The sequence below is a fragment of the Pseudomonas sp. 382 genome, assembly GCF_002759075.1.
GTDB lineage: Bacteria > Pseudomonadota > Gammaproteobacteria > Pseudomonadales > Pseudomonadaceae > Aquipseudomonas > Aquipseudomonas vlassakiae.
In genome coordinates this window covers 1-25,306 of the sequence record NZ_PEMX01000041.1, presented here as the reverse complement: position 1 = coordinate 25,306, position 25,306 = coordinate 1, and the positions used below count along the sequence as shown (strand labels likewise).

At 63.8% G+C, this 25,306-nt stretch carries 22 protein-coding genes; 9 read left to right on the top strand and 13 right to left on the bottom strand.

The window, feature by feature from the left end:
- Positions 1–125: 125 nt before the first annotated feature.
- Complete coding sequence (gene gspK / locus CQW31_RS27520; protein ID WP_099815903.1) at positions 126–1,091, bottom strand: type II secretion system minor pseudopilin GspK; 966 nt, start codon at positions 1,089–1,091, stop codon at positions 126–128.
- Positions 1,092–1,236: 145 nt separating this feature from the next.
- Here gspK and tatA point away from each other — a divergent pair, with 145 nt between their 5' ends.
- The 4 genes from tatA (at position 1,237) to CQW31_RS27500 (ending at position 4,633) form a co-directional block, all read left to right on the top strand.
- Positions 1,237–1,470: a twin-arginine translocase TatA/TatE family subunit gene (gene tatA / locus CQW31_RS27515; RefSeq protein ID WP_054886248.1), complete on the top strand. Its 234-nt coding sequence runs from the start codon at positions 1,237–1,239 to the stop codon at positions 1,468–1,470.
- Complete coding sequence (gene tatB / locus CQW31_RS27510; RefSeq protein ID WP_054886247.1) at positions 1,470–1,760, top strand: Sec-independent protein translocase protein TatB; 291 nt, start codon at positions 1,470–1,472, stop codon at positions 1,758–1,760. Before tatA ends, tatB begins: the two co-directional genes overlap by 1 nt.
- Positions 1,757–2,500, top strand: coding sequence for a twin-arginine translocase subunit TatC (tatC, locus tag CQW31_RS27505; protein ID WP_099815902.1), 744 nt, complete (start codon positions 1,757–1,759; stop codon positions 2,498–2,500). Before tatB ends, tatC begins: the two co-directional genes overlap by 4 nt.
- A gap of 84 nt (positions 2,501–2,584) precedes the next feature.
- Positions 2,585–4,633 (top strand): HET-C-related protein, encoded by a 2,049-nt coding sequence (locus CQW31_RS27500; RefSeq protein ID WP_054886245.1) that lies wholly within the window; start codon positions 2,585–2,587, stop codon positions 4,631–4,633.
- A 66-nt stretch (positions 4,634–4,699) separates the two neighbouring features.
- Here the strand turns inward: CQW31_RS27500 and CQW31_RS27495 are convergent, their stop codons facing one another.
- Both CQW31_RS27495 and purL read right to left on the bottom strand, forming a co-directional pair.
- Entirely contained in the window at positions 4,700–5,011 is a 312-nt protein-coding gene (locus tag CQW31_RS27495) for a hypothetical protein (protein ID WP_054886244.1), read from the bottom strand.
- Between the two features lie 3 nt (positions 5,012–5,014).
- On the bottom strand, positions 5,015–8,914 hold the full coding sequence (gene purL, locus CQW31_RS27490) for a phosphoribosylformylglycinamidine synthase (protein WP_054886243.1): 3,900 nt from the start codon (positions 8,912–8,914) through the stop codon (positions 5,015–5,017).
- Positions 8,915–9,216: 302 nt separating this feature from the next.
- Here purL and mltF point away from each other — a divergent pair, with 302 nt between their 5' ends.
- Positions 9,217–10,674 (top strand): membrane-bound lytic murein transglycosylase MltF, encoded by a 1,458-nt coding sequence (mltF, locus tag CQW31_RS27485; RefSeq protein ID WP_054886242.1) that lies wholly within the window; start codon positions 9,217–9,219, stop codon positions 10,672–10,674.
- A gap of 98 nt (positions 10,675–10,772) precedes the next feature.
- Here mltF and tadA read toward each other — a convergent pair whose 3' ends face one another.
- The 6 genes from tadA to CQW31_RS27455 form a co-directional block, all read right to left on the bottom strand.
- A complete protein-coding gene (gene tadA, locus CQW31_RS27480) occupies positions 10,773–11,252 on the bottom strand; it encodes a tRNA adenosine(34) deaminase TadA (protein ID WP_099815901.1) in 480 nt (159 codons plus the stop codon).
- Entirely contained in the window at positions 11,252–12,634 is a 1,383-nt protein-coding gene (locus tag CQW31_RS27475; protein ID WP_054886240.1) for a multicopper oxidase family protein, read from the bottom strand. Before CQW31_RS27475 ends, tadA begins: the two co-directional genes overlap by 1 nt.
- 104 nt (positions 12,635–12,738) lie before the next feature.
- Entirely contained in the window at positions 12,739–14,172 is a 1,434-nt protein-coding gene (locus tag CQW31_RS27470; RefSeq protein ID WP_099815900.1) for a M48 family metallopeptidase, read from the bottom strand.
- A complete protein-coding gene (locus CQW31_RS27465; protein WP_099815899.1) occupies positions 14,169–14,834 on the bottom strand; it encodes a hypothetical protein in 666 nt (221 codons plus the stop codon). The genes CQW31_RS27470 and CQW31_RS27465 overlap by 4 nt, the downstream gene beginning before the upstream one ends.
- Entirely contained in the window at positions 14,827–15,486 is a 660-nt protein-coding gene (locus CQW31_RS27460; protein ID WP_054886237.1) for a hypothetical protein, read from the bottom strand. Before CQW31_RS27460 ends, CQW31_RS27465 begins: the two co-directional genes overlap by 8 nt.
- A 19-nt stretch (positions 15,487–15,505) precedes the next feature.
- The gene (locus CQW31_RS27455) at positions 15,506–15,940 is read right to left on the bottom strand and encodes a hypothetical protein (protein ID WP_099815898.1); all 435 of its coding nucleotides are present in this window, start codon (positions 15,938–15,940) and stop codon (positions 15,506–15,508) included.
- Between the two features lie 177 nt (positions 15,941–16,117).
- Between CQW31_RS27455 and CQW31_RS27450 the strand changes: the two genes are divergently transcribed.
- Positions 16,118–17,062 (top strand): AraC family transcriptional regulator, encoded by a 945-nt coding sequence (locus CQW31_RS27450; RefSeq protein ID WP_099815897.1) that lies wholly within the window; start codon positions 16,118–16,120, stop codon positions 17,060–17,062.
- 64 nt (positions 17,063–17,126) lie between these two features.
- On the opposite strand, the gene guaA is transcribed toward CQW31_RS27450, so the two are convergent.
- The 4 genes from guaA to CQW31_RS27430 form a co-directional block, all read right to left on the bottom strand.
- Entirely contained in the window at positions 17,127–18,704 is a 1,578-nt protein-coding gene (guaA, locus tag CQW31_RS27445) for a glutamine-hydrolyzing GMP synthase (protein ID WP_054886234.1), read from the bottom strand.
- 77 nt (positions 18,705–18,781) lie between these two features.
- Positions 18,782–20,251, bottom strand: a complete 1,470-nt coding sequence (gene guaB, locus CQW31_RS27440) for an IMP dehydrogenase (protein WP_054886233.1) — start codon at positions 20,249–20,251, stop codon at positions 18,782–18,784.
- Positions 20,252–20,337: 86 nt separating this feature from the next.
- The gene (locus tag CQW31_RS27435; RefSeq protein WP_054886232.1) at positions 20,338–20,895 is read right to left on the bottom strand and encodes a hypothetical protein; all 558 of its coding nucleotides are present in this window, start codon (positions 20,893–20,895) and stop codon (positions 20,338–20,340) included.
- 46 nt (positions 20,896–20,941) lie between these two features.
- A complete protein-coding gene (locus tag CQW31_RS27430; RefSeq protein WP_054886231.1) occupies positions 20,942–21,697 on the bottom strand; it encodes a sulfite exporter TauE/SafE family protein in 756 nt (251 codons plus the stop codon).
- Between the two features lie 97 nt (positions 21,698–21,794).
- Here CQW31_RS27430 and CQW31_RS27425 point away from each other — a divergent pair, with 97 nt between their 5' ends.
- The 3 genes from CQW31_RS27425 (at position 21,795) to CQW31_RS27410 (ending at position 25,135) form a co-directional block, all read left to right on the top strand.
- Positions 21,795–22,673 carry a LysR substrate-binding domain-containing protein gene (locus tag CQW31_RS27425; protein ID WP_054886230.1) on the top strand — a complete coding sequence of 293 codons (879 nt, stop codon included), beginning with the start codon at positions 21,795–21,797 and terminating at the stop codon, positions 22,671–22,673.
- Between the two features lie 251 nt (positions 22,674–22,924).
- Positions 22,925–24,304 (top strand): exodeoxyribonuclease VII large subunit, encoded by a 1,380-nt coding sequence (gene xseA / locus CQW31_RS27415; protein WP_099815895.1) that lies wholly within the window; start codon positions 22,925–22,927, stop codon positions 24,302–24,304.
- A gap of 3 nt (positions 24,305–24,307) precedes the next feature.
- Positions 24,308–25,135, top strand: a complete 828-nt coding sequence (locus CQW31_RS27410; RefSeq protein ID WP_099815894.1) for a M23 family metallopeptidase — start codon at positions 24,308–24,310, stop codon at positions 25,133–25,135.
- The last annotated feature ends 171 nt before the right edge of the window (positions 25,136–25,306 follow it).

Below are 25,306 nucleotides of genomic sequence, written 5' to 3'. Positions count from 1 at the left end.
ATGCCGGTCAGCCAGCCTTGTGCTGGCTGTACCGGCCACTTCGCGGGCTTGCCCGCTCCCACAGGTGTCGCACATCCTTCAAGGTCTGCGGGGAGCGGGCAAGCCCGCGAAGAGGCCGGTACAGGTTACCAAGCCATCGGCTCCCGGCTGCGCACCCGCACTTGTTGCGCCGGCACCCGGGCATGCCACTGCACCACGCCTAACGCCTCCACCTGAAACTCACTGCGCATCACCCTGCCCTGTTCCTCGAACGACAGCTGCAACAGGTAATGCCCACTGTTGAGCAGCAACCCTTCGCTCAACCGCTCGAACGTCTCGTCATCCACCGCCCCCAGCGCCTGGCGCAACGCCGGGGCATCTTCATACCCCGACGCCGGCCGGCCACTGATGATGCGGCCAAGCAACGACCGCGGATAACGCCCCTCATACAGCGCATCGAGCAGCGGCAAGTGCTCCACCCCCAAGGCATTGGCATTCAGGCGCCAGCCTGTGGTCTGCGGCAAGGCGCACAGCATCGGGTAGCGACGCTGGCGGGTAGCATCCGGCTCCAGCAGCAGGTTCAGTTCGCTGGTATCGAGCATCGGCTGGTTGGCGGCCAGCCGTGGCGGTTGCTGGCGCAGGTACTGGGCGCTTTCGGCGCCTTGCAGACGGGCGTCGCTGTCACTGTCGAGCCAGTCGGCCAGCGCATCGACCAGGCGTTCGGCGGCCATGTCATCACCCAGCAGGTGCTTGAGCTGGCGCTCGGCACGCTCGCCATCGGCCCCCAGCAGCGCATTCACATTGAAGCAGGTGTGCTGATCACGCACCCGCAACTGCGCCTGCCCGGCACCAAAATCGTATTTCAGCGGTTGCCCGCGCAAGGCTTGCCAGAACAACGGGCTAAGCCGCCAGGCAGGGTCACGCAGGGCCTGTTCGGCATACGCCAGGCCGGCCTGTTCCATCGCCCGCACCTGCACCCGCTGGCGCAACAGCTGCACCTCATCCACCTGACGGCGGCCATCCTCTACCAGCCAGGCCATGCCGGCGGCGAGCATGGCCAGCACCACCATCACCATCAGCAGTGCCGCACCCTGCTGTCGCTTGCCGTACATCTGCGCGCATCCTTTTCCTCGATGAAAGCGCCAGTCAACACGCGGGTTGTTGCAGCCAGGTTGCAATGGCCTTGCAGTCATATGGGCGTCATCTGCACGCGGCAGGATTGGCCTTCATTTTCATGGCCTTACAGGAGTGGTCGAAATGGGTGGCATCGGAATCTGGCAACTGGTGATCGTACTGCTGATCGTGTTTTTGCTGTTTGGCACCAAGCGGCTCAAGGGCCTGGGCAGCGATGTCGGTGAAGCGATCCAGGGCTTTCGCAAGTCCATGGGCGGCGACCAGGACGTCAACGCGCCAGGCGCCACTCACATCCAACAGCAGCCACCGGTAACCGCTCAGGCCGCACAGCAGCCGCAAGCGGATCGCCAAGCCTGATGTTCGACATTGGCTTCAGCGAACTCTTGCTGGTAGGTATCGTCGCGCTGTTGGTGCTCGGCCCGGAGCGCCTGCCGGTCGCGGCACGTACCTTGGGCCGCGGGCTGGGCCAGGCACGCCGGGCAATGAACGGTTTGCGTGCACAGATGGAGCGGGAGATCGATATGCCCAGCCTGGACAGCGCCCCCTTGCAACGCCTGGAGCAGGAAATACGCCAGGGCATCAGCCTCAAGGCGGAACCGGCCAATGACAGCGTCTCCGCCACCGTCGCCCGGGAGAACACGCCATGAGCATCGCCCTGGACCCAGCGGCACGCATGCCGTTGACCGAGCACCTGCGTGACCTGCGCAAACGCCTGGTGCGCTGCCTGTTGTTGCTGGCGGTGGTGTTCGCCGGCCTGTTCCCCTTCGCCCAGCAATTTTACACACTGATCTCCGAGCCGCTGCGCCGCTTCCTGCCGGAAGGCGCCAGCATGATCGCCACCAGCGTCACCTCGCCGTTCCTCACGCCATTCAAGCTGACGGCGATGTGTGCGCTGTTCGTCGCCATGCCGCTGTTGCTGCACCAGGCCTGGGGGTTTCTCGCCCCTGGCCTGTACCGCCGCGAGCGGCGCATCGCCCTGCCGTTGCTGGTGTCGAGCATCGTGCTGTTCTATGCCGGCATGGCCTTCGCGTTCTACCTGGTGTTCCCGATGATGTTCGGCTTCTTTGCCAGCGTGACGCCGGACGGCGTGGCGATGATGACCGACATCAGCCAGTACCTGGACTTCATCCTGGCGCTGTTCCTGGCGTTCGGCCTGGCCTTCGAGATCCCGGTGGCGACCTTCATCGTGGTCTGGGTGGGGTTGGCCGATGTGGCCACGTTACGGCACAGCAGGCCCTACGTGATCGTCGGCTGCTTTGTGGTGGGGATGATTCTGACGCCGCCGGATGTGTTTTCACAGACCCTGCTGGCGGTGCCGATGTGGGTGCTGTTCGAGGTGGGGTTACTGGCGTGCGGCGCTGTGCTCAAACATCCCGATACCCCTTGAGCCATGCATGAGAGAAATTCCTGCTGCATTAGCCATCGGCCAACCACTCAGCATGGCCATTCCCAACACTCTGTGAGAATGGCCATGACCACCGAAAACAGCGATAGCACCTCGACGCTCGTCAGCACCTACGCACTGGACCAGTTGAAGCGGTTCGCAGCGTCATCCAGCGAGCTTCTGTTTGCTCAGACGCTACTGCCCGTATTCGCCGCCAATACCCCCGTCGCATCGTTGCGCAGGCTCAAAGAGGCGCTCATGTCCGGAACCCTGGCCAACCCTGGGTATCGCGTGGCGAATCTCGAGGCGGCGATTACCACCTACGACAGTGAAACCCGCACTATCGTGGTCGATCGCACAACAGTTGAACAGGCACTGGAGCAAGCCGACGGCACACCGGCGTTGCTCATTGCACTGATCGAAGGGTTTGGCTTGCACATAGACGCAGTCCTGCGCGAGGACTTTGAGGAACTGGAGGGTGCCGAGCCCGCCATGGAAGAGGTCCAGCCCGAATTTGCGAGTCGTTATGCAGCCATAATGACCTACTTCGACCGTGTTCCTGAAAACGGAGAAACGTTTGCCAATTACACCAGCGCTCAGTACGACGGCCCCCTTTCGCTGACGCTGCCGCCGCTTGAAGACGCTCCGGCACCGCCTGAGCAAGCACGGCGCCGCAAGCGCTTCGCCGCTGAAGCGGAAGACCTTGAGTCGCATGCACACGAGACCATAGGCAAAACGGCCCTGACCCGCGTCGGCTTCAACGACGACCAGTGCCTGGCCATCTACTTCGGTAACTGGCTGCGCGATTACTCACAGCTTATCGATCCCAAGGTCATTCGCAGGCCCGAAGCGACACCCAAATTCCCCGCCCTGTTCACCCGGCAGGCACTGACCATGCTGGTCGACTGGATGGCACTGAAGAAGTTTCACAGTTTGCAAACCGACCCCCAAGGCCGCCAGGACTACACCGTCACACCTGAACTGCTCGGGGTTTACCGGCCTTCGCAACATATCGACAACCCGATCAACCTCGACGAAGATCCCCTCGATCCTCGTACCGTCGATGCAGAATTCGAGCCGCTGGTGTTTCGCGACGACCCGCTCAACAGCATCGACCCCGAGCATTGGACCATGAGCTACTTCAAGCCGGGGGTCAGCTACATGATGGACAGGCTGGATGCCGCAAAAACAGCGGGCATGACAGCCACTGGCATGCGTAACCTCGGTGAAGCACTGCATGTGCTCGAAGATTTGTTCGCCCATTCCAACTATGCCGAGCTGTGTTTGCGCAAAGCAGGGTATGCAGACGTTGCCACGTGGTCAGTCGACCTCATCGGCGCCAGGCACCCATGCCCGGTGGTAACCGGCCGATTCAGTGGGCTCGACGTCATTGGCAGCCTGGCCGAACCCTTGGCGAGAATACTCTTCCCCACCGAATCCCTTGCCTTCCGGCCAATAGATGAACATGAGCGCAGCGAAAACGAGCGGGCGCTGTTGATTTTGCTCGATGACACCAATGTTCCTGAAATCGCGCAAGCCTTCAAGTTCACCCTTGACCAACGTGACATCGCCGCGAAAAACCCGTTGTTCAACCAGGTACGAGCGGCCCTTTGGGTCCGCGACCTGCCACTCAATGCCATCAGTTATGCCAAGAATTGGCTCATGCAGAAGTTGGCGTCATGGGCAGGCGACCAGATGGGTACACTCCAGGTTGCGCTGGACAGTGACCCGAATGTCGATGAAAGCGCAATCGTCACCCACTCTCAGCTTGCCAAGGACCATGCGACCCATCCGCTGCATGACTTGGCTGCCCTGCTGGCGCACGACGCCGTCGAGCGAGTGGCAAGAGCGGTGAAGGAGTCCTGGGACGGGAACAACCAAAGGGTCCCTTCACATCTGGCAAGCAGTTACTTCGTTCACCCCAATGACACCGGTTGGCACGACTCGATAGTCAAGCAGTGGGCGCAAGCCAATCCGGACAAGATCGAGGAGGCCTGCAGCCCGACCCGCCTCATGCAGCGCCGTAGAGAAGAGCTTGAAGCTTCGCTCAGGCGTCTGCAATCGCTGGGTAATGATGACAACTACACGGTCATCAAATACTCCGAGACCCTCAGAACGCTTCTGCCCATCTCATAAACATTCAACCGCATGCCCAAAAAGCAAAAGGCCCTGACTGGATACTGTCAGGGCCTTTGCGGGGGTTCAGAAATCAGCTAACAAATACACCTCGTACGCGGGCGTCTCATACGGGTGAGCGTGCCTTAACGCAGCGACCACCGGGACGATCAGCTCGTCGGCGACCACCATCTCTACCTTCCATTCTTCGACAACCTCTACCCGCCCGGTTTGCCCGAGGAACGGCTGGCTGCCGTCCAACGGGCGAAACTGGCCTTGGCCAAGGGTTTGCCAGGCGCAGTGATCGTAGCCGCCGATTCGCCCGCCACCGGCGGCGAACACGGCGGCCTTGACCGCTTCAACGTGGCTGGCCGGGACGAAGAAGGCGAGCTTGTACACGCCTTAGTTCACCCACACCCGTGCATTGCGGAACATACGCATCAGCGCGGCGTCTTCCTGCCACTCATCCGGGCGCCAGGAGTTCTGCACGGCGCGGAACATACGCTCTGGGTGCGGCATCATGATGGTCACGCGGCCGTCGCGGCTGGTCAGGCCGGTGATACCACGCGGCGAGCCGTTCGGGTTGGCCGGGTAGGCTTCGGTGACCTTGCCGTGGTTGTCGACGTAGCGCAGCGCCACGCAGCCGGAAACGTCGGCTGCCAGCAGTGCCTCTTCGCTGGCGAACTCGGCATGGCCTTCACCATGGGCGATGGCGATCGGCATGCGCGAACCGGCCATGCCCTGCAGGAAGATCGAGTTGGACTTCTGCACCTCGACCATGGCCACGCGCGCCTCGAACTGCTCCGAGCGGTTGCGCACGAAGTGCGGCCAGTGCTCGGTGCCCGGGATCAGCTCGTGCAGGTTGGACATCATCTGGCAACCGTTGCACACGCCCAGGGCGAAGCTGTCGCTACGCTCGAAGAAGGCCTGGAAGGCATCGCGGGCGCGGCTGTTGAACAGCGCCGACTTGGCCCAGCCCTCACCAGCACCGAGCACGTCGCCGTAAGAGAAGCCACCGCAGGCGACCAGGCCCTTGAAGGCTTCGAAGTCGACCCGGCCAGCGAGGATGTCGCTCATGTGCACGTCGATCGCAGCAAAGCCTGCGCGGTCGAAGGCGGCAGCCATCTCGACCTGGCCGTTGACGCCCTGCTCGCGCAGGATCGCCACTTGCGGGCGCACGCCCTTCTTGATGTAGGGCGCGGCAACGTCGTCGTTGACGTCGTAGCCCAGCTTGACCGACAGGCCAGGGTTGTCTTCTTCCAGCAGCAGGTCGAATTCCTGGTCGGCGCAGTCGGCGTTGTCGCGCAGGCGCTGGATCTGGTAGCTGGTTTCAGCCCACTGGCGCTGCAGCATGCGCCGATCGTCGTCGAACAGCACTTCACCATTGAGGCTGATGGAGACTTCGCCGTTGTTGATCGGCTTGCCGATCACTGCGACGCACTCTTCGCCCAGGCCTGCAGCGCTGAACTGTGCCAGTACGTCCGGGGTGGCATCCTGGCGAACCTGGATGACCGCACCCAGCTCTTCGTTGAAGAGGATCGCGGCCACATCGGCCTTGCTGTCGGTCAGCGGGTCGAGTTGCAGGTCAAGGCCGCAATGGCCGGCGAAGGCCATTTCCAGCACTGTGGTCAGCAGGCCGCCGTCGGAACGGTCGTGGTAGGCCAGCAGATGGCCGTCGGCGTTCAGGCCCTGGATCACGGCGAAGAACGCCTTGAGGTCTTCGGCGTCGTCGACGTCCGGTGCCTGGGCAGCGATCTTGCCGTAGGTCTGGGCCAGGATCGAGGCGCCCATGCGGTTCTTGCCGCGGCCCAGGTCGATCAGGATCAGGTCGGTCTCGCCCTTGTCCATGCGCAGTTGCGGGGTCAGGGTCTGGCGGATGTCGGTGACCGGGGCGAAGCCGGTGATGATCAGCGACATCGGCGAGGTGACGCTCTTCTCGACGCCCTCTTCGCTCCACTTGGTCTTCATCGACATCGAGTCTTTGCCGACCGGAATGGTGATGCCCAGCTCCGGGCACAGCTCCATGCCGACAGCCTTGACGGTGTCGTACAGGCGCGCGTCTTCACCTGGGTGGCCAGCGGCGGACATCCAGTTGGCCGACAGTTTGATGTCGGACAGCTTTTCAATGCGCGCAGCAGCCAGGTTGGTGATGGTCTCGCCGATTGCCATGCGCCCGGAAGCCGGGGCATCCAGCAGCGCCAGCGGGGTGCGCTCGCCCATGGCCATGGCTTCGCCGGTGTAGACGTCGAAGCTGGTGGCGGTGACCGCGCAGTCGGCTACCGGGACCTGCCACGGGCCGACCATCTGGTCGCGGGCAACCAGGCCGGTGATGGTGCGGTCGCCGATGGTGATCAGGAAGCTCTTGCTGGCCACGGCCGGGTGGCTGAGCACGCGCTGCACGGCAGCGTCCAGGTCCAGCTGGCTCGGGTCGAAATCATCGCCCAGTTCGGCTTCGCGGGTGACCGAGCGGTGCATGCGCGGCGGCTTGCCCAGCAGCACGTCGAGCGGCATGTCCACCGGGGTGTTGCCGAAGTGGCTGTCGCTGACGGTCAGGTGCGGCTCTTCAGTCGCTTCACCGACGACGGCGAACGGGCAACGCTCACGTTCGCAGATGGCCTGGAAGCGCTCGAAATCGACGGCGCTGACGGCCAGCACATAACGCTCTTGCGATTCGTTGCTCCAGATTTCGTGCGGGGCCATGCCCGGCTCGTCGTTGGGCACGTTGCGCAGTTCGAAGCGGCCGCCACGGCCACCGTCGTTGACCAGTTCAGGGAAGGCGTTGGAAATGCCACCGGCGCCCACGTCGTGGATGAAGGCGATCGGGTTCTTGTCGCCCAGCTGCCAGCAGCGGTCGATGACTTCCTGGCAACGGCGCTCCATTTCAGGGTTTTCGCGCTGCACCGAGGCGAAGTCCAGGTCTGCCGAGCTGGCACCGGTGGCCACCGACGAGGCGGCGCCGCCACCCAGGCCGATCAGCATGGCCGGGCCACCGAGCACGATCAGCTTGGCGCCGACGGTGATCTCGCCTTTCTGTACGTGGCCTTCACGGATGTTGCCCATGCCGCCGGCAAGCATGATCGGCTTGTGGTAGCCGCGCACTTCCTCGCCGTGCGGGGTGTCGATGGCTTGCTCGAAGGTACGGAAGTAGCCGGTCAGGGCCGGGCGACCGAATTCGTTGTTGAACGCGGCACCGCCCAGCGGGCCTTCGATCATGATGTCGAGGGCGTCGACGATGCGCTCAGGTTTGCCGTAGGCCTGCTCCCATGGCTGTTCAAAGCCCGGGATGCGCAGGTTGGACACGGTGAAGCCGGTCAGGCCGGCCTTTGGCTTGGCGCCACGGCCGGTCGCGCCTTCGTCGCGGATCTCGCCGCCGGAACCGGTGGAAGCGCCGGAGAACGGGGCGATGGCCGTCGGGTGGTTGTGCGTCTCGACCTTCATCAGGATGTGCACCGGCTCCTGCACCGCGCCATACTGGCGGGTTTCAGGATTCGGGAAGAAGCGGCCGGCCACCGAACCGACGATCACCGAGGCGTTGTCCTTGTAAGCCGACAGCACGCCTTCGTTGTGCATCTGGTAGGTGTTCTTGATCATGCCGAACAGGCTCTTTTCCTGAGCCTGGCCGTCGATGTCCCAACTGGCGTTGAAGATCTTGTGGCGGCAGTGCTCGGAGTTGGCCTGGGCGAACATCATCAGTTCGATGTCGTTCGGGTTGCGCTTGAGCCCCTGGAAGGCGTTGACCAGGTAGTCGATCTCATCTTCGGCCAGGGCCAGGCCCAGGTCGATGTTGGCCTGGGCCAGGGCTGCGCGGCCACCGCCGAGGATGTCGACCGAGGTCATCGGCTTGGGCTGGGCGTGGCTGAACAGGTCGGCTGCCTGCTCCAGCTTGGCCAGCACGCGCTGGGTCATGCGGTCGTGCAGTTCGGCGGCGATCAGCCCGGCATCGGCCTCGCTCAGGTCGCCAGCCACGTAGTAGGCGATGCCGCGCTCCAGGCGCTGGATCGACTGCAGGCCGCAATTATGGGCGATGTCGCTGGCCTTGCTGGCCCAGGGCGAGATGGTGCCCAGGCGCGGCACGACCAGGAACAGGCGGCCTGTCGGCTCCTGTACCGGCACGCTCGGGCCGTATTTGAGCAGACGGCCCAGCACCTGCTGCTGGTCGGCGGTCAGCTCGCCGTCAACGTCGGCGAAGTGGGCAAATTCGGCATACAAACCAGTAACAGCGGGGACTTTCTGGCTCAGTTGCTCGAGTAATTTACCGTGGCGAAAGGCAGAAAGGGCAGGAGCGCCGCGCAGGATCAACATCGTCGGGACAGCCTCAGGAAGGGGTGTGCTTAGAGGCCGTGCATTCTAGCCTAATTCGATGGCTTTCGGCACCCGCTCTAAGCCATGGCTGCCGGGCGGCTGAACCGGACTTCGGGGTCAGATTTTGCGGCGCTTGCGGGGGGCCTGCTGGATGCTTGTCAGCTGCCTGCCGGGTGCCTGCCTTCTGATGTCTGGCGCCTGGTGGCCTTGATGCAATCCCACCCCACCACACAACCCGCTACCAGACAAGCTATCTGTTGTCGAGATATGGCTGTGCCGGTCCTTTGCGTATACTGCAACCTATGTTCGCCCACACTGCTTTGCGCCAGCGTTGCGCCAGATGGCTAATCGCAACCGGACTCTTTCTGCTGCTCGGTGCCTGCGTTGAAAAACCCAGCACCCTGGAGCGCGTGAAGGAGGACGGCGTGCTGCGCGTCATTACCCGCAACAGCCCGGCTACCTACTTCCAGGATCGCAACGGCGAAACCGGCTTCGAGTACGAACTGGTCCAGCATTTCGCCGACGACCTCGGCGTCAAGCTGCAGATCGAGACCGCCGACAACCTCGACGAACTCTACGATTCGCTCGGCAAACCCTCCGGCCCGGTGCTGGCGGCTGCCGGCCTGGTCAGCAGTGACCGGCGCAAGGCCCAGGTCAGGTACTCGCACCCTTACCTGGAAGTGACCCCGCAGGTCATCTACCGCAACGGCCGCCCGCGCCCCACCGACGCCAAGGGCCTGGTCGGCAAGAAGATCATGGTGCTCAAGGGCAGTAGCCATGCCGACCAGCTGGCCGAACTGAAAAAACAGTATCCGGGCCTGGACTACGAAGAATCCGACGCCGTCGAAGTGGTCGACCTGCTGCGCATGGTCGACGAAGGGCAGATCGACCTGACCCTGGTCGACTCCAATGAACTGGCGATGAACCAGGTGTACTTCCCCAACGTGCGGGTCGCCTTCGACCTGGGCGACACCCGCGACCAGCGCTGGGCGGTGGCGGCAGGTGATGACAACAGCTTGCTCAACGAGATCAACGAATTCCTCGACAAGGCGCAGAAGAACGGCACCCTGCAGCGCCTGAAAGACCGTTACTACGGCCATGTCGACGTGCTCGGCTACGTCGGCGCCTACACCTTCGCTCAGCACCTGCAGCAACGCCTGCCCAAGTACGAGAAACACTTCAAGAGCTACGCCAAGGTCGAACAGGTCGATTGGCGCCTGCTGGCCGCGATCGGCTACCAGGAATCGATGTGGCAGCCTGAAGTCACTTCCAAGACTGGTGTACGCGGCCTGATGATGCTGACCCAGCGCACGGCCCAGGCCATGGGCGTGTCCAACCGCCTGGACCCGAAGCAGAGCATCCAGGGTGGCGCCAAGTACTTCATGAAGATCAAGGAAGAACTCGACGACAGCATCCAGGAACCGGACCGCACCTGGTTCGCCCTGGCCGCCTACAACATCGGCACCGGCCACCTGGAAGACGCCCGCACCCTGGCCAAGCGCGAGAAGCTCAACCCGAACAAGTGGCTGGACGTGAAGAAGATGCTGCCGCGCCTGTCGCAGAAGCAGTGGTACCGGCAGACCAAGTATGGTTATGCCCGCGGTGGCGAGCCGGTGCACTTCGTCGCCAACATCCGCCGTTACTACGACATCCTCACCTGGGTGACCCAGCCGCAGCTTGAAGGCCAGGTGGCCGAAGGCAACCTGCATGTGCCCGGCGTGAACAAGGACAAGCCGGCGGATCAGTCGCCGCCAATGTAAGCCTGCCCCGGCCCCTTCGCGGGTAAACCCGCTCCAACAGGTACACCACCGGCCTGAGGCGAGTGATGTTGGTGTGCCCGCGAAGAGGCCGGAACAGGCTAGCTCTTGGCTCGGCGGGCCTTGAAGAAGTCGCTGAGGATCTGCCCGCACTCCTGCGCCAGCACCCCGCCCTCCACCATCACCCGATGATTGAGAAAGCCCTGCCCGAAGAACTGCCCCTGGCTCTGCACGATGCCCGCCTTGGGCTCCAGTGCGCCATACACCACCCTCATCACCCGTGAATGCACGATCAGCCCCGCGCACATGCTGCACGGCTCCAGGGTCACGTACAGCGTGCTGCCCGGCAGCCGGTAGTTACAGGCCGCCTTGGCAGCGGCGCGAATGGCGACCATTTCGGCATGGGCGCTGGGGTCGCTGTCGACGATCGGCCGGTTGAAGCCCTGGCCGATCACCTGCCCATGCTGCACCAGCACCGCGCCCACCGGCACCTCGCCCATGGCCGCGCCCTCGGCGGCCAAGGCCAGTGCCAGGCGCATGAATTCCTGATCGCGGCTGCGGTCGATGATCTGCGGACGCATCAAACCACCGCAATCGCGGCCATCAGGCCGGTTTCCATGTGGTCGATGACATGGCAGTGGAACATCCAGGTGCCTGGGTTATCCGCCACCAGTGCGACCTGGGCACGTTCGTTCTTGCCCAACAGATAGGTGTCGGTGAAGTAAGGCTCGGGGATTTGCCGGCGATTGGAGCCGATCACCTTGAAACTCATGCCGTGCAGATGCACCGGGTGCTGGTACTGGGTCATGTTCTTCAGCTCGAAGATGTAGCTCTTGCCCTTCTTCAGCGTGGCGATCGGCCGGTCAGCGCAGGTCTTGTCGGTGATGTCCCAGGCCTGGCCGTTGATCTGCCACATGCTCGACGGTTTGTCTGGATTACTGTCAACCGAGACGCTCGCCGCCCATTCGAAATTGAAGTTGAGCTTCTCGGCATTCTCCAGGTCCGGCTCGGCGATAGGGTTTGCCGGCAGTGCCTTGGGCCATTCGCCGGGTACTTCGGTACTGGCCACCGAACGCAAGGTCCCCAGGCGCACGAAACCGTCGCGCAGGGAAACTTCCTCACCCGCTTCGGGGATGCGGATGGCCAGGCAGATGCGCATGCCAGGGCCGAGCCAGTACTCGTCCTCCAGCGGCCGTGGAGTCACCGGGTTGCCGTCGAGGGCATAGATTTTCGCTTCGCAGTTGCCCTTGAGATTGAGGCGGTAGGTCCAGGTGTTGTCCAGGTTCAGCACGCGCACGCGTACCACCTGCCCGGCCGGCAACTCCGTGACCGCGTCGGGCTGGCCATTGATGGTGATCAGTCGCCCGGCAGTGCCGTTACGTGCAGCCTCGCGGGGGATGCTGAAGGGTAGCCAGCCGCCCTGCTCGTCGACGTGCCAGTTCTTCAGGCTGAGGGTGCGTTCGTGCCTGAACCCGGTCGGCTCGCGCTCCTCGACGATCAGGGGACCGACCAGACCGCGCCCAAGCTCTTCGGAACTGCTGACGTGGGGGTGGTACCAAAAGCTGCCGGCATCCGGCACGCGGAACTTGTAGTCGAAGTACTCGCCCGGCTTGACCGGCAACTGCGACACATAGGGCACGCCGTCCATTTCCAGCGGCAGGCGGATGCCGTGCCAATGGATAGTGGTTTCCACCGGCAGGTGGTTGATGAAGCGCACCCGCAGCCAGGTGCCCTGGCGCACCCGCAGCTCGGTACCCGGCGCCGAAGGGCCGAAGGCCCAGGCCTCAGTCTTGAAACCCGGCACCAGCTCGACGTCCAGCGGTGCGGCGATCAGTTCGTAGTCATGCCCGGCGTTATCGTCCTCGACCTTGCCCAGCCAGTAACGCGCCGCGCCACCGGCGCCCAGGCCAACCACAACCAGGCCGGTCAGGCCTTTGAGCATTTGTCGACGGGTGAAGGACATCGGTGCGGGTACCTCGCGTTCTGCGCAATCAAGCTGCCAGCATGGCTGACGATGAAGGGCGAATACGATACACCTGCAAATGGGAAATATTAAGTGAAGTCTCTCTATACCTTGATGGCAGGAGCCCCGCAGAGCTGGTTGAACCAGTGCCGGTCATGCTCAGAGGGGGCGCGCATGGCGGCCTGCAGCAGCGCGGCGTCAAGCATCACGTCCAGATTGTCGAGGCGCGCGGCAATCGGCGGGTGCGTGTCGAAAGGATGGGGCATGGTCAGCCCGAGCACGTCTTCGTCCAGGTGCAACGGGGTGCGCTGCAGGGACTGGGTCAGCGCCGCAAGCAGCCCTTCGCCGCCGCGCTCGAGCAACAAGGCATCGACCACCCTGCCCACGGCGATTGCCCGCAACAACGCTTGCACGAACAGCTTCGGGCCATTCACTTGCGCCCCTGCCCGATCAGCCAGCAACTCCTGCGCGCGCCCCCAGTGGTGAACCGCGATCTGGAAGTGGTGCAAGAACTGCCCGGCCATCCACACCACTGGCCGGGCCACCCAGTCGACGGCCCGCTCGGCGTCGACGATGGCCGAGAACTGCGCGCACATCAAGCTGAAGCGCGCATTGATTTCACTGCCCTGCTCCGTGTCGCGGCTACGGAAATGGCCGAGCTCATGACCAATCAGCGCGGCGGTCTCCTGCTGGCTCAGGACACCAAGACATGGCAATGACAGGTACAAGGTTCGCCCGCTGAGCACCGCGTGGTCGGGCTGCAGCACAATCGGCACACTGGTGACGAAAAAGCCCTGGTCGATGCCGACCACGATATGGTCCGGCACTGGCGCGTGCAACTGCGCAGCCAGGCCTTCGACCCACTGCCACAGCGCCGGAGCCCCCTGTCGCTCAAGCTCCCGGCCGAGAAAGCTCGCGTTCGACAGCCCCGTCTGCGGCCACTGCTGGCGCATTCGCCAGAGGGTACGCAGGCAGACGACCAGCACCGAGGCCAACGGCAGCACCACGACCAGCACGGTCAAGCCTCCCTGCGCAGCATGGCTCAAGCCGGCGCTGGTTTCATAGAGCAGTACAAGGCACAGCGAGCCTGCGAGCAGGCCCATGTAAGCGCTCAGCCAACGCCCCAGCACCCGCCAGCTGGCCGTCATGCGCTGATGCAGGTAATGCGCCGAGCGCAACGCGCGCCAGGCGTCGACCCTGAGCCTGAGCCAGGCGCCAATGCCGGCGACCAACGCGCCAAGTGCCAGCCAGCCACCGACGCTGGCCATCCACTTGCGCATGCTCAACCAATGACGGTCGTTGTCGAGTTCGTCCAGCTGCCGCTGCAGCACCTCGCGCGTGTCGACGCGCCCGGCAAACTGCTTGCGTGCGGCCCAAGGCAGCGCCTGCAGCAGGGTATCGCTGGGTGCTGCCAGCCATTGCCGGGTGATGTGCGCCTGCTCTTGCGCCGTCTCGGCCCGCCAGTGCTGCACAGTGGCCCAGCCGAACAACGCCAGCGGCAAGAGCAGCATGACCAGCCCCCAACCCAGGCGTTTCATGGGGCCTTTACCCCCACGCGTGCCACGCCCGGAAACAGCTGTGCCAGGGTGTGCCTGGCCTGCGCGGCCTGCAGGTACGCATAGAGCAGGTCCACCAGCGCCTGCAGGTCAAGGCGACGCCCGTTCACTACCGGTGTGCACAGCCACAAACGCACGCGCAAGCCACCGGCTACAGTGATTGCGTCAGGCGAGGCCAGCCCTTTGAAACTGGTCGGAAGCAGCGCGGGGGCGAGGCTGGAGGCCGCCATGGTGAAAATCAGGCGGGTGCTGAAATAACCCTGCTCGACTTCGAAGCCGTCGAACGCATGCAGAGGCGTCGGTGCCTGGGCATTGGCAAAGCACAGGGTATCGGGTGTCACGCTCAATACCCGCTTGCCCTGCCGGCGGTACAGCGCGGCGGCGCAGGTCAGAGCGGCCAGGCCCACAGCGACCAGGCCAAGGCCGCAGCCCGAAAGCAGCCACAGCACGCCACCGCTGGCCTGAGGGCCAAACAGCAACGCCAGCCAGACCAGCCAGGCGCCCAGGGCGCAGAGCAACAGAGCGGTCATGGCGCACGCCAGCACCTTGCCATACGAACGCTCCAGCAGATCGAAGCTGTCGTGGGGGCCGTCGGCCTGTGCCTGCAGGTACGCCAGATGCGCTTCGCACTCGGCGTTATCCATCTGCCTGCATCAGCTCCAGTTGCCGCTGCGCGTGGGCCGCATCACGGTAGGCCGCCAGCATTGCGAGCACTTCCTCGTTGTCCAGCTTGCGACCATTACAGGCCAGGCCAGCGGACATGATACGGATTTGCGGTCGTGGTTTTTTCAGTGCCATCGCCTGATTGCCGAAGAACTGCAGCTTGACCACACGATGCTTCGGCAGCGCGGCTTCGCTGCTCATTTCCAGCGTCTGTACCATCACCAAGCCTTCATCCTTCACCGCGATGTCCTCGACTTCGGCCATATCGACCGGGGCATCCAGCGTATCGACGAACAGCTGCCGGCGAGTCAGGCGCATGAACACCTGGGTGCCGGCGTTGCGGTGCTGCCAGGTCACCGCGGCGGCAATGCAGACGATGAACACACCCGCGGCGACCGCCCCCATGCGTTGCAGATTGAAGGTGACGCCCAGAAGGATCAGGGCGCCCACCAGGAATATCGGCCCCCAGACCTTGTAACGGCGGGAATTGGTGAACTCGCTTTGCGGTGGCACGCGCTCGATCACCTGCTTGAGTTCGGCGATGACCCGGTCGCGCTGGGCAGCACGGGATTGCTCATAGTCTTCGCCGAGCGAGCCGGAGAGCTCTGCGAGCGGATCGGTAGGTTTATCCATGATCAATCTTCCCCCCTGTTCACTGCTGTTTGGCCAGGTAATCGGTCAGGAATGCCTGGGCATTGCCTTGACGCGAAAGCCCCTCGGAATAGCCAACCTGCACCGGTTGCGGCTCGCCAGGCAGGTACAGCTCACCGCCCCAGCCGCCCTGAACGATCAGTACCACGAACTTCTTGCCATCCACCGTCGTCGAGTAACGCGTGTCCTTTGCGGTCTTCTCGACCTGCATCTTCTGGATGCGCATGTCCCAGTCGTGATCAACGCCTTCGATCTGGACCAATGCTTCACTGGCAGCGCGCTCGCCAATGCGCAGCGTCCACACCTTGACACCCTCCGTGCCCATGTAGGCAACAACCTGTTCGGCCACCACCGGCCGTTGTTGTGCATGGGCCTGGCCCAGGCAGAAAACCACCGACGCCACCAGCAGGGCAGCCCATTTGCGATAAGCGAACATCTTTTTCAATCCTGTTGCGAAAACGATCGACCATTGAAAACAGCAGCGCCGACACTGCCAACCCCCGTGGCCGGTTCGCACAAAAGATGGCCTGCCCCGCACAATGGCTGTTGCCAAAAATGTGCACGCGTTACCATTTGCGCTCATGCCGCCGCCAACCAAGGATGCTTAGCGCTCATGCCATCGAACAGCCCCTACCTGGACACCGACTTCTGCTTTGACAGGCCAGGGTCGCTCGCCGAGGCCGGTGTCCTGGACAGCCGCAAGGCGCAGATACTGGGCAGCGCCACCGGGCACTATCGGGCGCAGACGGTACACGCAGGGTTGCAGTACTTCGATTGCAACCTGCAATTCCCGGAGCCGCTGAAGATCGACAAGGTGCTGCCGCAGAGCCTGTGCATCGTGCAACTGTTCGATGGCGCCTGGCAGCACAAGGTCGATGGCACTCTGAACCGCTACACACCTGGCCAATTGCACCTGCTGGGCCTCGGCGAGAGCCTGGAGGCGCAGGACCAGTTGCCTGCCGCCAGCCACGCGCGCATGGCGGGCGTGCGTATTGCCGGTGACTACCTGCATGAGCTGGCCCAAGATGAAGCGCAGCTGATGCCCCTGCTGGCCTTGACGGCAGATGGCATGCGGTTCGATCAGTTGCCACACTGCCCGGCAGTGAGCCGCCTGCTGCAGCAGCTGTATCTGTCCCCTTACACTGGCGGGCTCCGGCGCCTGCATTGCGAAAGCCTGAGCCTGGCCATCGTGCTGGAGCTGGCCCGCTACCTGATCGGCCCTGCGCACGCCACGAAAAATCCGGATCGCGGGCTACGGGACCTTGCCATCGAAGCGCGTCGCCTGCTCGACGCGCAGCTGAGCGCCCCACCCACCGCCGCCAGCCTGGCGCGCCAGCTGGGCGTGGGCGAGACCACCTTGCGCCGGGCATTCCGCGATGAATTTGGCCGGCCTATGCTGCAGTATGTGCGGCAACAACGCCTGGAACTGGCCCGCAGCCTGCTGCTGGAGCGGCGCTGGCAGGTTTCCCAGGTGGCCTACCAGGTCGGCTATGCCAACCCCGCCAACTTCTGCCATGCCTACAAGGCCTATTTCGGCCACGCTCCGGGCAGTGAATAGATTCCCTGGCGCAAAAGAAAAGGGCCTGCAATGCAGGCCCTTCTCGGTCAGCGGCGGGTAGGGATCATTCCCACTCGATGGTCGCTGGCGGCTTGCTCGACACGTCGTAGGTTACGCGGGAGATACCGTCGATTTCGTTGATGATACGGCCGCTGACGGTTTCCAGCAGCTCGTACGGCAGGTGTGCCCAACGTGCGGTCATGAAGTCCACGGTCTCCACGGCACGCAGTGCGACGACCCAGGCGTAGCGACGGCCATCGCCAACGACACCCACCGACTTGACCGGCTGGAATACCACGAATGCCTGGCTGGTCTTGTGGTACCAGTCGGCCTTGCGCAGTTCTTCGATGAAGATGTGGTCGGCGCGACGCAGGATGTCGGCGTATTCCTTCTTAACTTCACCGAGGATACGCACGCCCAGGCCCGGGCCCGGGAACGGGTGGCGGTAGACCATGTCGTACGGCAGGCCCAGCTCCAGGCCGATCTTGCGCACTTCGTCCTTGAACAGTTCACGCAGCGGCTCGACCAGCTTGAGGTTCATTTCCTCCGGCAGGCCACCGACGTTGTGGTGCGACTTGATCACGTGGGCCTTGCCGCTCTTGGCGCCGGCCGACTCGATCACGTCCGGGTAGATGGTGCCCTGGGCGAGGAACTGGATGTTCTCCAGCTTGCTGGCTTCGGCATCGAACACGTCGATGAACGTGCGGCCGATGATCTTGCGCTTCTTCTCCGGGTCGGCTTCGCCTTCCAGGTTGTCAAGGAACTGCTTTTCAGCGTCGGCGCGGATGACCTTGACGCCCATGTTCTCCTTGAACATGGCCATCACCTGGTCGCCTTCGTGCAGGCGCAGCAGGCCGTTGTCGACGAATACGCAGGTCAGCTGGTCGCCGATGGCACGGTGCAGCAGCGCAGCAACCACCGAGCTGTCTACGCCGCCGGACAGGCCCAGCAGGACGTTGGCCGAACCGACTTGCTCACGCACCTGGGCGATGGCGTCTTCGACGATGTTGGACGGGGTCCACAGGGCTTCACAGCCGCAGATGTCCTGCACGAAGCGCGACAGGATGCGACCGCCCTGCTTGGTGTGGGTCACTTCAGGGTGGAACTGCACGCCGTAGTAGCCACGGGCGTCGTCGAACATGCCGGCGATCGGGCAGCTCGGGGTGCTGGCCAGCACGTGGAAGTTGCCCGGCATCTGGGTGACCTTGTCGCCGTGGCTCATCCACACGTCCAGGCCCAGCACACCGTCATCGTCGACGTGGTCTTCGATACCGTCGAGCAGGCGGCTCTTGCCGACCACGTCGACGCGGGCGTAACCGAACTCACGCAGGTCGGAACCTTCGACCTTGCCGCCCATCTGCTCGGCCATGGTCTGCATGCCGTAGCAAATGCCCAGTACCGGCACGTTCAGGTCGAACACCGCCTGCGGAGCGCGTGGGCTGTTGGCTTCGTGGACCGACTCGGGGCCGCCGGCGAGGATGATGCCGCGCGGGTTGAATTCGCGGATCGCTTCATCGTCCATGTCGAACGGGTGCAGCTCGCAGTACACGCCGATTTCGCGCACGCGGCGGGCGATCAGCTGGGTGTACTGGGAACCGAAATCGAGGATCAGGATACGGTGAGCGTGAATGTCGAGGGCCATGACTCAATCTCGTCAGTGGAAATCGGAAACGACGCGGGGCTGTTCGTGACAGCCCCGTTCGGTTATTGCTTGAAGCCTCAGCCTACGCGGTAGTTAGGGGCTTCTTTGGTGATCTGCACGTCGTGCACGTGGGACTCGGCCATGCCGGCACCGGTGATGCGCACGAACTCCGGCTTGGTGCGCATCTCTTCGATGGTCGCGCTGCCGGTGTAGCCCATGGACGAACGCAGGCCGCCCATCAGCTGGTGGATGATCGCAGCCAGGGCGCCCTTGTAAGGAACGCGGCCTTCGATGCCTTCCGGTACCAGCTTCTCGGCGCCGGCCGAGGAGTCCTGGAAGTAACGGTCGGACGAGCCTTGCGCCTGTGCCATGGCACCCAGCGAGCCCATGCCGCGGTAGGCCTTGTAGGAACGGCCCTGGAACAGCTCGACTTCGCCCGGTGCTTCTTCGGTACCGGCGAACATCGAACCCATCATCACGCAGGAAGCACCGGCCACGATGGCCTTGGACAGATCACCCGAGAAACGGATACCGCCGTCGGCGATCAGTGGCACGCCAGTGCCTTCCAGCGCAGCGGCGACGTTGGCGATGGCGCTGATCTGCGGCACGCCGACACCGGCAACGATACGGGTGGTGCAGATCGAGCCCGGGCCGATACCGACCTTCACAGCATCAGCGCCGGCTTCAGCCAGGGCCTTGGCCGCAGCGCCGGTGGCGATGTTGCCGCCGATCACCTGCACTTGCGGGTAGTTTTCCTTGACCCAGCGAACGCGGTCGATCACGCCTTTGGAGTGACCGTGGGCGGTGTCGACCACCACCACGTCAACGCCGGCAGCTACCAGGGCGGCAACGCGCTCGCCGGTGTCCTTGCCGGTGCCGACCGCAGCGCCAACGCGCAGGCGACCCTGGTCGTCCTTGCTGGCCAGCGGGTAGGCCTTGGCCTTTTCGATGTCCTTGACGGTCATCATGCCCTTGAGGTTGAACTTGTCGTCAACGATCAGGACCTTTTCCAGACGGTGCTTGTGCAGCAGCTCGCGGACTTCGTTCTTGTCGGCGCCTTCGCGGACGGTGACCAGACGCTCTTTCGGCGTCATCACTTCGCGGACCTTGGCGTCCAGACGGGTTTCGAAGCGCACGTCACGGGAGGTGACGATGCCGACCAGGTCGCCGTTCGCCAGCACCGGAACGCCGGAGATGTTGTTCAGGCGGGTCAGGTCGAACAGGTCGCGGACGGTGGCGTCGGCGTCGATGGTGATCGGGTCCTTGACCACGCCAGCCTCGAACTTCTTGACCTTGCGCACTTCGCCGGCCTGCTGTTCGATGGTCATGTTCTTGTGGATGATGCCGATGCCGCCTTCCTGGGCCATGGCGATGGCCAGGCGCGCTTCGGTGACGGTATCCATGGCAGCGGAAACCAGCGGAATGTTCAGCTCGATGCCACGAGTCAAACGGGTCTTGAGACTGACTTCATTGGGCAGTACCTCGGAGTAGCCAGGTACAAGGAGGATATCGTCGAAGGTCAGGGCTTCTTGGCTGATACGCAGCATCGCGGGGGCTCCCGGGCGGGAAAAATGGAAGCGCGCCATTATACTCATCCACGGCGCGCCGCTCAATGCAAAATAAGGGCCTTCGGTCAGCCTTGTGGCACTTTTACCTGCACCACCGCCACCGGCTGGTCGAGCCAGTCGGCGAAGCTGTCGAGAAAGGCCTGGGTGAACCCGGCCTCGCCCCAGTTGTTGAAGATGAACCCAAGGTTGGAAAAGGCACATGGCTGCAGGTAAATGAAGCCATTGATGTCGTCCTCATGGCCGCACAGCGGGCAGGTGAAGTTGTCGCTCACCGCCGGCATCCACTCCTCCAGGCTTTCGAACAGCGGCTCGCCGACCTCGCGCCGGCACTCCGGGCAACCGGCCTCCTCAAGGAAGCCCTCGGTCGGGGTATAGATGCAACGCTTGAGCATCACTTCCAGGCCATTGACCTGCTCGCCGAACGGTAGCCTGTCAGGGTGCAGGGCGACCTTGCGCGCGCCCTCGGCCAAGGCATGGCCCATGCGGTTGCCGGTGCGCCCGCAGGTGGTCAGTTGTTCTTCGACGATCTTCTCGCGCACCAGCCAGCGCAGGATGGCCCGCGAACGGGCTTCATGCGAAGGCACGGTGGACAGCTTGGGGACGATGATGCTCTGGGTGTTCATGAACGAAGCGGGCCTGCGGACTGCGGTAATCCTGCAATTCTACCGCTCAGCCGCTCAGGTAGCGACCGATCAGCGCCAGGCCGCTGGCCAGCACCAGCCAGGTGACCAGGCGCACGAAGGCTTCGCGGGACAGTTTCAGGGTCAGTCGACGGCCTGCCCAGAGGCCGATGAACATGACCGGCAACAGGCAGACGGCGAGCAGTAACAGGCTGGTGTCGGCGTAGACGCCGGCAATCAGGAACAACGACAGGCGCACGAGGGTGCTGCAGCTGATCAGCGCGCTCTGGGTCGCGCGTACCTGCTCTTTTATCTCCAGGCGGGCGCTCAGGTAGATCGCATAGAGGAAGCCGCCACTGCCGAACAAGGCGCCGAACAGCCCGCCAACCGTGCCCATGGGCACCGCCCAGAAGCCCGACAACCTGGCCGGCCGTACCTTTACCGCCAGGCCGTAGACCGCATACGCGGTGACGAACAGGCCCATCAGCAGCAACAGCAGGTCGGACTTCAGGTGCAGCAGGAACACCACGCCCAGGGTGCAGCCCACGGCCATGCACGGCAACAGCCGCAGCAGCTCGCCGCGCACCACATCGCGGCGTGATGGCAGCAGGTTGCCGAAGGCGGCGACGAAGTCGAGCAGCACCAACAGCGGGATGATTCGCGACAGGGGCATGAAATGGATCAGTATCGGGCCGGCCACCAATGCCGTGCCGAAACCGGCAATGCCGAAGACGATGTAAGCAGCGCCGACGCCGAGCAGGATGGGCAGCCAGTCAAGGCCGGAAAACGACAACTGGGCGAGCATGGCAGCAGTTCCTGGGAAGACAGACAAAGGTTAGCCAGCCACAAGCCATGCCGACTAATATGCCTTTAACTCCATACCCATCTCGAAAAGGCATGACATGACGTCGATCCGCCAGTTGCGTTACTTCGTGGAAATCGCCGAATGCGGCAGTTTCAGCGGTGCCGCCGAACGGCTGTACATCGCTCAGTCGGCGCTGAGCCGACAGATCAAGGAGCTGGAGCAGCAACTGGGCACACCACTGTTCGAGCGTACCGCGCGCCTGCCGCGCCTGACATTGGCTGGCCAGGCCTTCCTGGAACGTGCGCGGCGCTTGCTGGCCGACCTGTCACAGGCTGAGCGGGTGACCCGCGACATTGGCGAAGGACTGCAAGGCAGCCTGCGCCTGAACCACTCCAGCACGGTACCGCTGACCGGCCCGCTGCTGGCCCGACTGGGCACTTACCTGCGGGGTAACCCAGGGATTGCGCTGGAGATCGCCCAGCAGTCTTCGGAGGCCCAGCTGGAGGACATCGCCGCCGGACGGCTGGATATCGGCCTGTTGCGCTTGCCGGTACTGCGCCAGCATGAAGGCGTGGTACTGCAGGAGCTGTTCAGCGAACCGTTGTTGCTGGCGGTTGCCGCCGGGCATCCGCTGGCCGGTGCAGCGCGAGTGAGGCTGGAGCAGCTGCGAGAAGAGCGCTTTATTTCCATTCCGCATCGCGATCGTGGCGGGCTGAGTTACCTGTCGGCCTCACTGTGCATGGACGCTGGCTTTTTCCCGCGAGCGGCGCAGGTGCTGTCGCGCAAGACCACGCAGTTGCAGCTGATCCAGGCGGGATTCGGGGTGGCGTTGTTGCCGGATTGCATGCGGGAAATTGCACCAGCCTCGGTCAGTTTCGTGGCGCTGGAGCGGGGATGCGAGAGTACCGTGGCGCTGGCCTGCCGACGCGATGCGGGACAGATGGTGCGCCAGTTCGTGGCAGCGATGCATGACTGACCGGTCCCATCGCCGGTGAGTTCCCCTGCAGTTACTGCGCTGGGCTGAGCCAATGCGAGGTCCTTGTGGGAACGGCCTTGCGTCGCGAAAGGGCCGCAAAGCGGCTCCTGCATTTTATATGGCGGAGCTGAAAACCTGGGACCGCTCTGCGGCCCTTTCGCGACACAAGGCCGCTCCCACAAGGTCCGCGACAAGGCTGACGATTGGGGCAAGACAGACAACCGGGGCCGATGTCCTTTATGATGCCCGCCATGATCAGAGACCCTTTCGAACGACTCGGCCTGGACCGTGAGGTCCTCACCGTCAGCCAGCTCAACGGCCGCGCCCGCGTGCTGCTGGAAGACGTGTTCCGCAGCGTCTGGGTGGAAGGCGAGATTTCCAACCTCGCCCGCCCGGCCTCCGGCCACATGTACTTCACCCTCAAGGACAGCGGCGCCCAGGTGCGTTGCGCGCTGTTCCGGCAGAACGCTACCCGCGTGCGCCAGGCCCTGCGTGACGGCCTGGCGGTGCGTGTGCGCGGCAAGGTTTCGCTGTTCGAAGGGCGTGGCGACTACCAATTGATCCTCGATACCGTCGAACCGGCCGGTGATGGCGCCCTGCGCCTGGCCTTCGAGGCGCTGAAGGAAAAGCTCGGCGCCGAAGGGCTGTTCAGTGCCGAGCGCAAGAAGCCGCTGCCGGCCCATCCGCAGCGCATCGGCATCATCACCTCGCCCACTGGCGCGGTGATCCGCGACATCATCAGCGTATTCGGCCGCCGGGCACCGCAGGTCGAGTTGAGCCTGATACCCACCGCCGTGCAGGGCCGCGAGGCGATCAACCAGATCGTCCGTGCCTTGCAACAGGCTGATCGGCTGGGCTTCGATGCGCTGATCCTGGCCCGCGGTGGCGGTTCGCTGGAAGACCTCTGGTGCTTCAACGAAGAAGCCGTGGCGCGTGCCGTGGCTGCCTGCGTAACGCCAATCGTCAGTGCCGTCGGCCACGAAACCGATGTGTCGATAAGCGACTTCGTCGCCGACGTGCGCGCGCCGACGCCGTCGGCGGCCGCCGAACTGCTGGCCCCCGACAACAGCGGCCTGCAGCAGCGCCTCGACGGCCTGCAGCGGCGCCTGCTGCTGCGCATGCAAAACCGCCTGACCCACGACCGCCTGCGCCTTGACTCACTGACCCGGCGCCTGCGCCACCCCGGCGAACGCCTGCGCCAGCAAGCGCAACGCCTGGATGACCTGGACATGCGCCTGCGCCGCGCCTTCAACCTCAACCTCAACCAGCGCCGCGAGCGCCTGGCGCGGCTCGATACGCGCCTGGCCGCGCAACACCCTGGGCGCACCCTGAAAATGCTGGAGCAACGCCTGGATAGCCTCGCCGAGCGCCTGCCACGGGCCATGCGCGAAGTGCTCAAGGACCGCCGCCAGCGCTTCCAGGCCCAACTGCAGACGCTGCAGGTGGTCAGCCCGCTGGCGACCCTGGCGCGTGGCTACAGCATCCTTCTCGACGAGCAGGGCCAGGCCATCCGCAGCGCCGGGCAGACCCGCAACGGCCAGCGCCTGACCGCCCGCCTGAACGAAGGCGAGTTGCAGGTCCGCGTCGAAGACAATCACCTGACCCCGGTCACCCTCTCCTTACTGGACTGACACATGCCCCGCCTGTTCGCGCCCCTGCTCGCCCTCTCCCTCATGCTGCTGGCCGCAGGCGCCCAGGCCAGCTACATCACCCGCACCCTGAACAAGCCCGTGCCGGGTGGCGTGGCGGTGGTCGACCTTGGCCCGGCGGCCACGGCGCCGAGCGCGCGCTTCGATGGCAAACCGGTGCTGGTGGTCAAGGAGCAGGACAACTGGCTGGCCATCGTCGGCATTCCGTTGACCCAGAAGCCCGGTACCGCCGTGTTGACCCAGGGCGGTCGCAGCCTGCCATTCAGCGTCGGCAGCAAGAAATACCCCGAACAGCACATCACCTTGAAGAACACCCGCCAGGTCAACCCGAACCCGGACGACCTTAAGCGCATCGACCGCGAGCTGGCTGAACAGATCAAGGCGTATCGCAGTTTCAGCCCGGTATTGCCGAGCAACCTGATCCTCGACAAACCGGTCAGCGGGCCGCTTTCGAGCAAGTTCGGCGTGCGTCGCTTCTTCAATGGCGAGGAACGCAACCCGCATGCCGGGCTGGACTTCGCCGTGCCGGCGGGAACACCGATCAAGACCCCCGCCAACGGCAAGGTGATCCTGGTGGGGGACTACTTCTTCAATGGCCGAACGGTGTTCGTCGACCATGGGCAAGGGTTCATCAGCATGTTCTGCCACATGTCGAAGATTGATGTTCAGCTTGGCCAGCAACTGCGCCGTGGCGACGTGGTCGGGCGCGTGGGCTCGACCGGGCGCGCCACCGGCCCGCACATGCACTGGAATGTCAGCCTGAACGATGCGCGGGTGGATCCGGCGATCTTCATTGGCGCGTTCCAGCCTTGAGCTCCGCGCCGCCTGCTTCGCGGGCATGCCCGCTCCCACAGGGTTGGACTGCCCCCAAGAAGTTGGACACCAATCCAACCCTTGGGGGATTCATGGCCAAGTACACTGAGCAGTTCAAGCTCACAGCAATCACTGCCTATTTGGATGGCAGCAACGGTTTCCGTACGGTAG

Coding starts and splice junctions, on each gene's coding strand:
- purL (WP_054886243.1), bottom strand. CDS start 8,914: ATGTTGATCCTGCGCGGCGCTCCTGCCCTTTCTGCCTTTCGCCACGGT.
- CQW31_RS27470 (WP_099815900.1), bottom strand. CDS start 14,172: ATGAAACGCCTGGGTTGGGGGCTGGTCATGCTGCTCTTGCCGCTGGCG.
- xseA (WP_099815895.1), top strand. CDS start 22,925: ATGATCAGAGACCCTTTCGAACGACTCGGCCTGGACCGTGAGGTCCTC.
- tadA (WP_099815901.1), bottom strand. CDS start 11,252: ATGCGTCCGCAGATCATCGACCGCAGCCGCGATCAGGAATTCATGCGC.
- CQW31_RS27475 (WP_054886240.1), bottom strand. CDS start 12,634: ATGTCCTTCACCCGTCGACAAATGCTCAAAGGCCTGACCGGCCTGGTT.
- CQW31_RS27460 (WP_054886237.1), bottom strand. CDS start 15,486: ATGGATAAACCTACCGATCCGCTCGCAGAGCTCTCCGGCTCGCTCGGC.
- gspK (WP_099815903.1), bottom strand. CDS start 1,091: ATGTACGGCAAGCGACAGCAGGGTGCGGCACTGCTGATGGTGATGGTG.
- mltF (WP_054886242.1), top strand. CDS start 9,217: ATGTTCGCCCACACTGCTTTGCGCCAGCGTTGCGCCAGATGGCTAATC.
- tatA (WP_054886248.1), top strand. CDS start 1,237: ATGGGTGGCATCGGAATCTGGCAACTGGTGATCGTACTGCTGATCGTG.
- CQW31_RS27450 (WP_099815897.1), top strand. CDS start 16,118: ATGCCATCGAACAGCCCCTACCTGGACACCGACTTCTGCTTTGACAGG.
- CQW31_RS27425 (WP_054886230.1), top strand. CDS start 21,795: ATGACGTCGATCCGCCAGTTGCGTTACTTCGTGGAAATCGCCGAATGC.
- guaB (WP_054886233.1), bottom strand. CDS start 20,251: ATGCTGCGTATCAGCCAAGAAGCCCTGACCTTCGACGATATCCTCCTT.
- guaA (WP_054886234.1), bottom strand. CDS start 18,704: ATGGCCCTCGACATTCACGCTCACCGTATCCTGATCCTCGATTTCGGT.
- CQW31_RS27435 (WP_054886232.1), bottom strand. CDS start 20,895: ATGAACACCCAGAGCATCATCGTCCCCAAGCTGTCCACCGTGCCTTCG.
- tatB (WP_054886247.1), top strand. CDS start 1,470: ATGTTCGACATTGGCTTCAGCGAACTCTTGCTGGTAGGTATCGTCGCG.
- CQW31_RS27410 (WP_099815894.1), top strand. CDS start 24,308: ATGCCCCGCCTGTTCGCGCCCCTGCTCGCCCTCTCCCTCATGCTGCTG.
- CQW31_RS27465 (WP_099815899.1), bottom strand. CDS start 14,834: ATGGATAACGCCGAGTGCGAAGCGCATCTGGCGTACCTGCAGGCACAG.
- CQW31_RS27455 (WP_099815898.1), bottom strand. CDS start 15,940: ATGTTCGCTTATCGCAAATGGGCTGCCCTGCTGGTGGCGTCGGTGGTT.
- CQW31_RS27430 (WP_054886231.1), bottom strand. CDS start 21,697: ATGCTCGCCCAGTTGTCGTTTTCCGGCCTTGACTGGCTGCCCATCCTG.
- CQW31_RS27500 (WP_054886245.1), top strand. CDS start 2,585: ATGACCACCGAAAACAGCGATAGCACCTCGACGCTCGTCAGCACCTAC.
- tatC (WP_099815902.1), top strand. CDS start 1,757: ATGAGCATCGCCCTGGACCCAGCGGCACGCATGCCGTTGACCGAGCAC.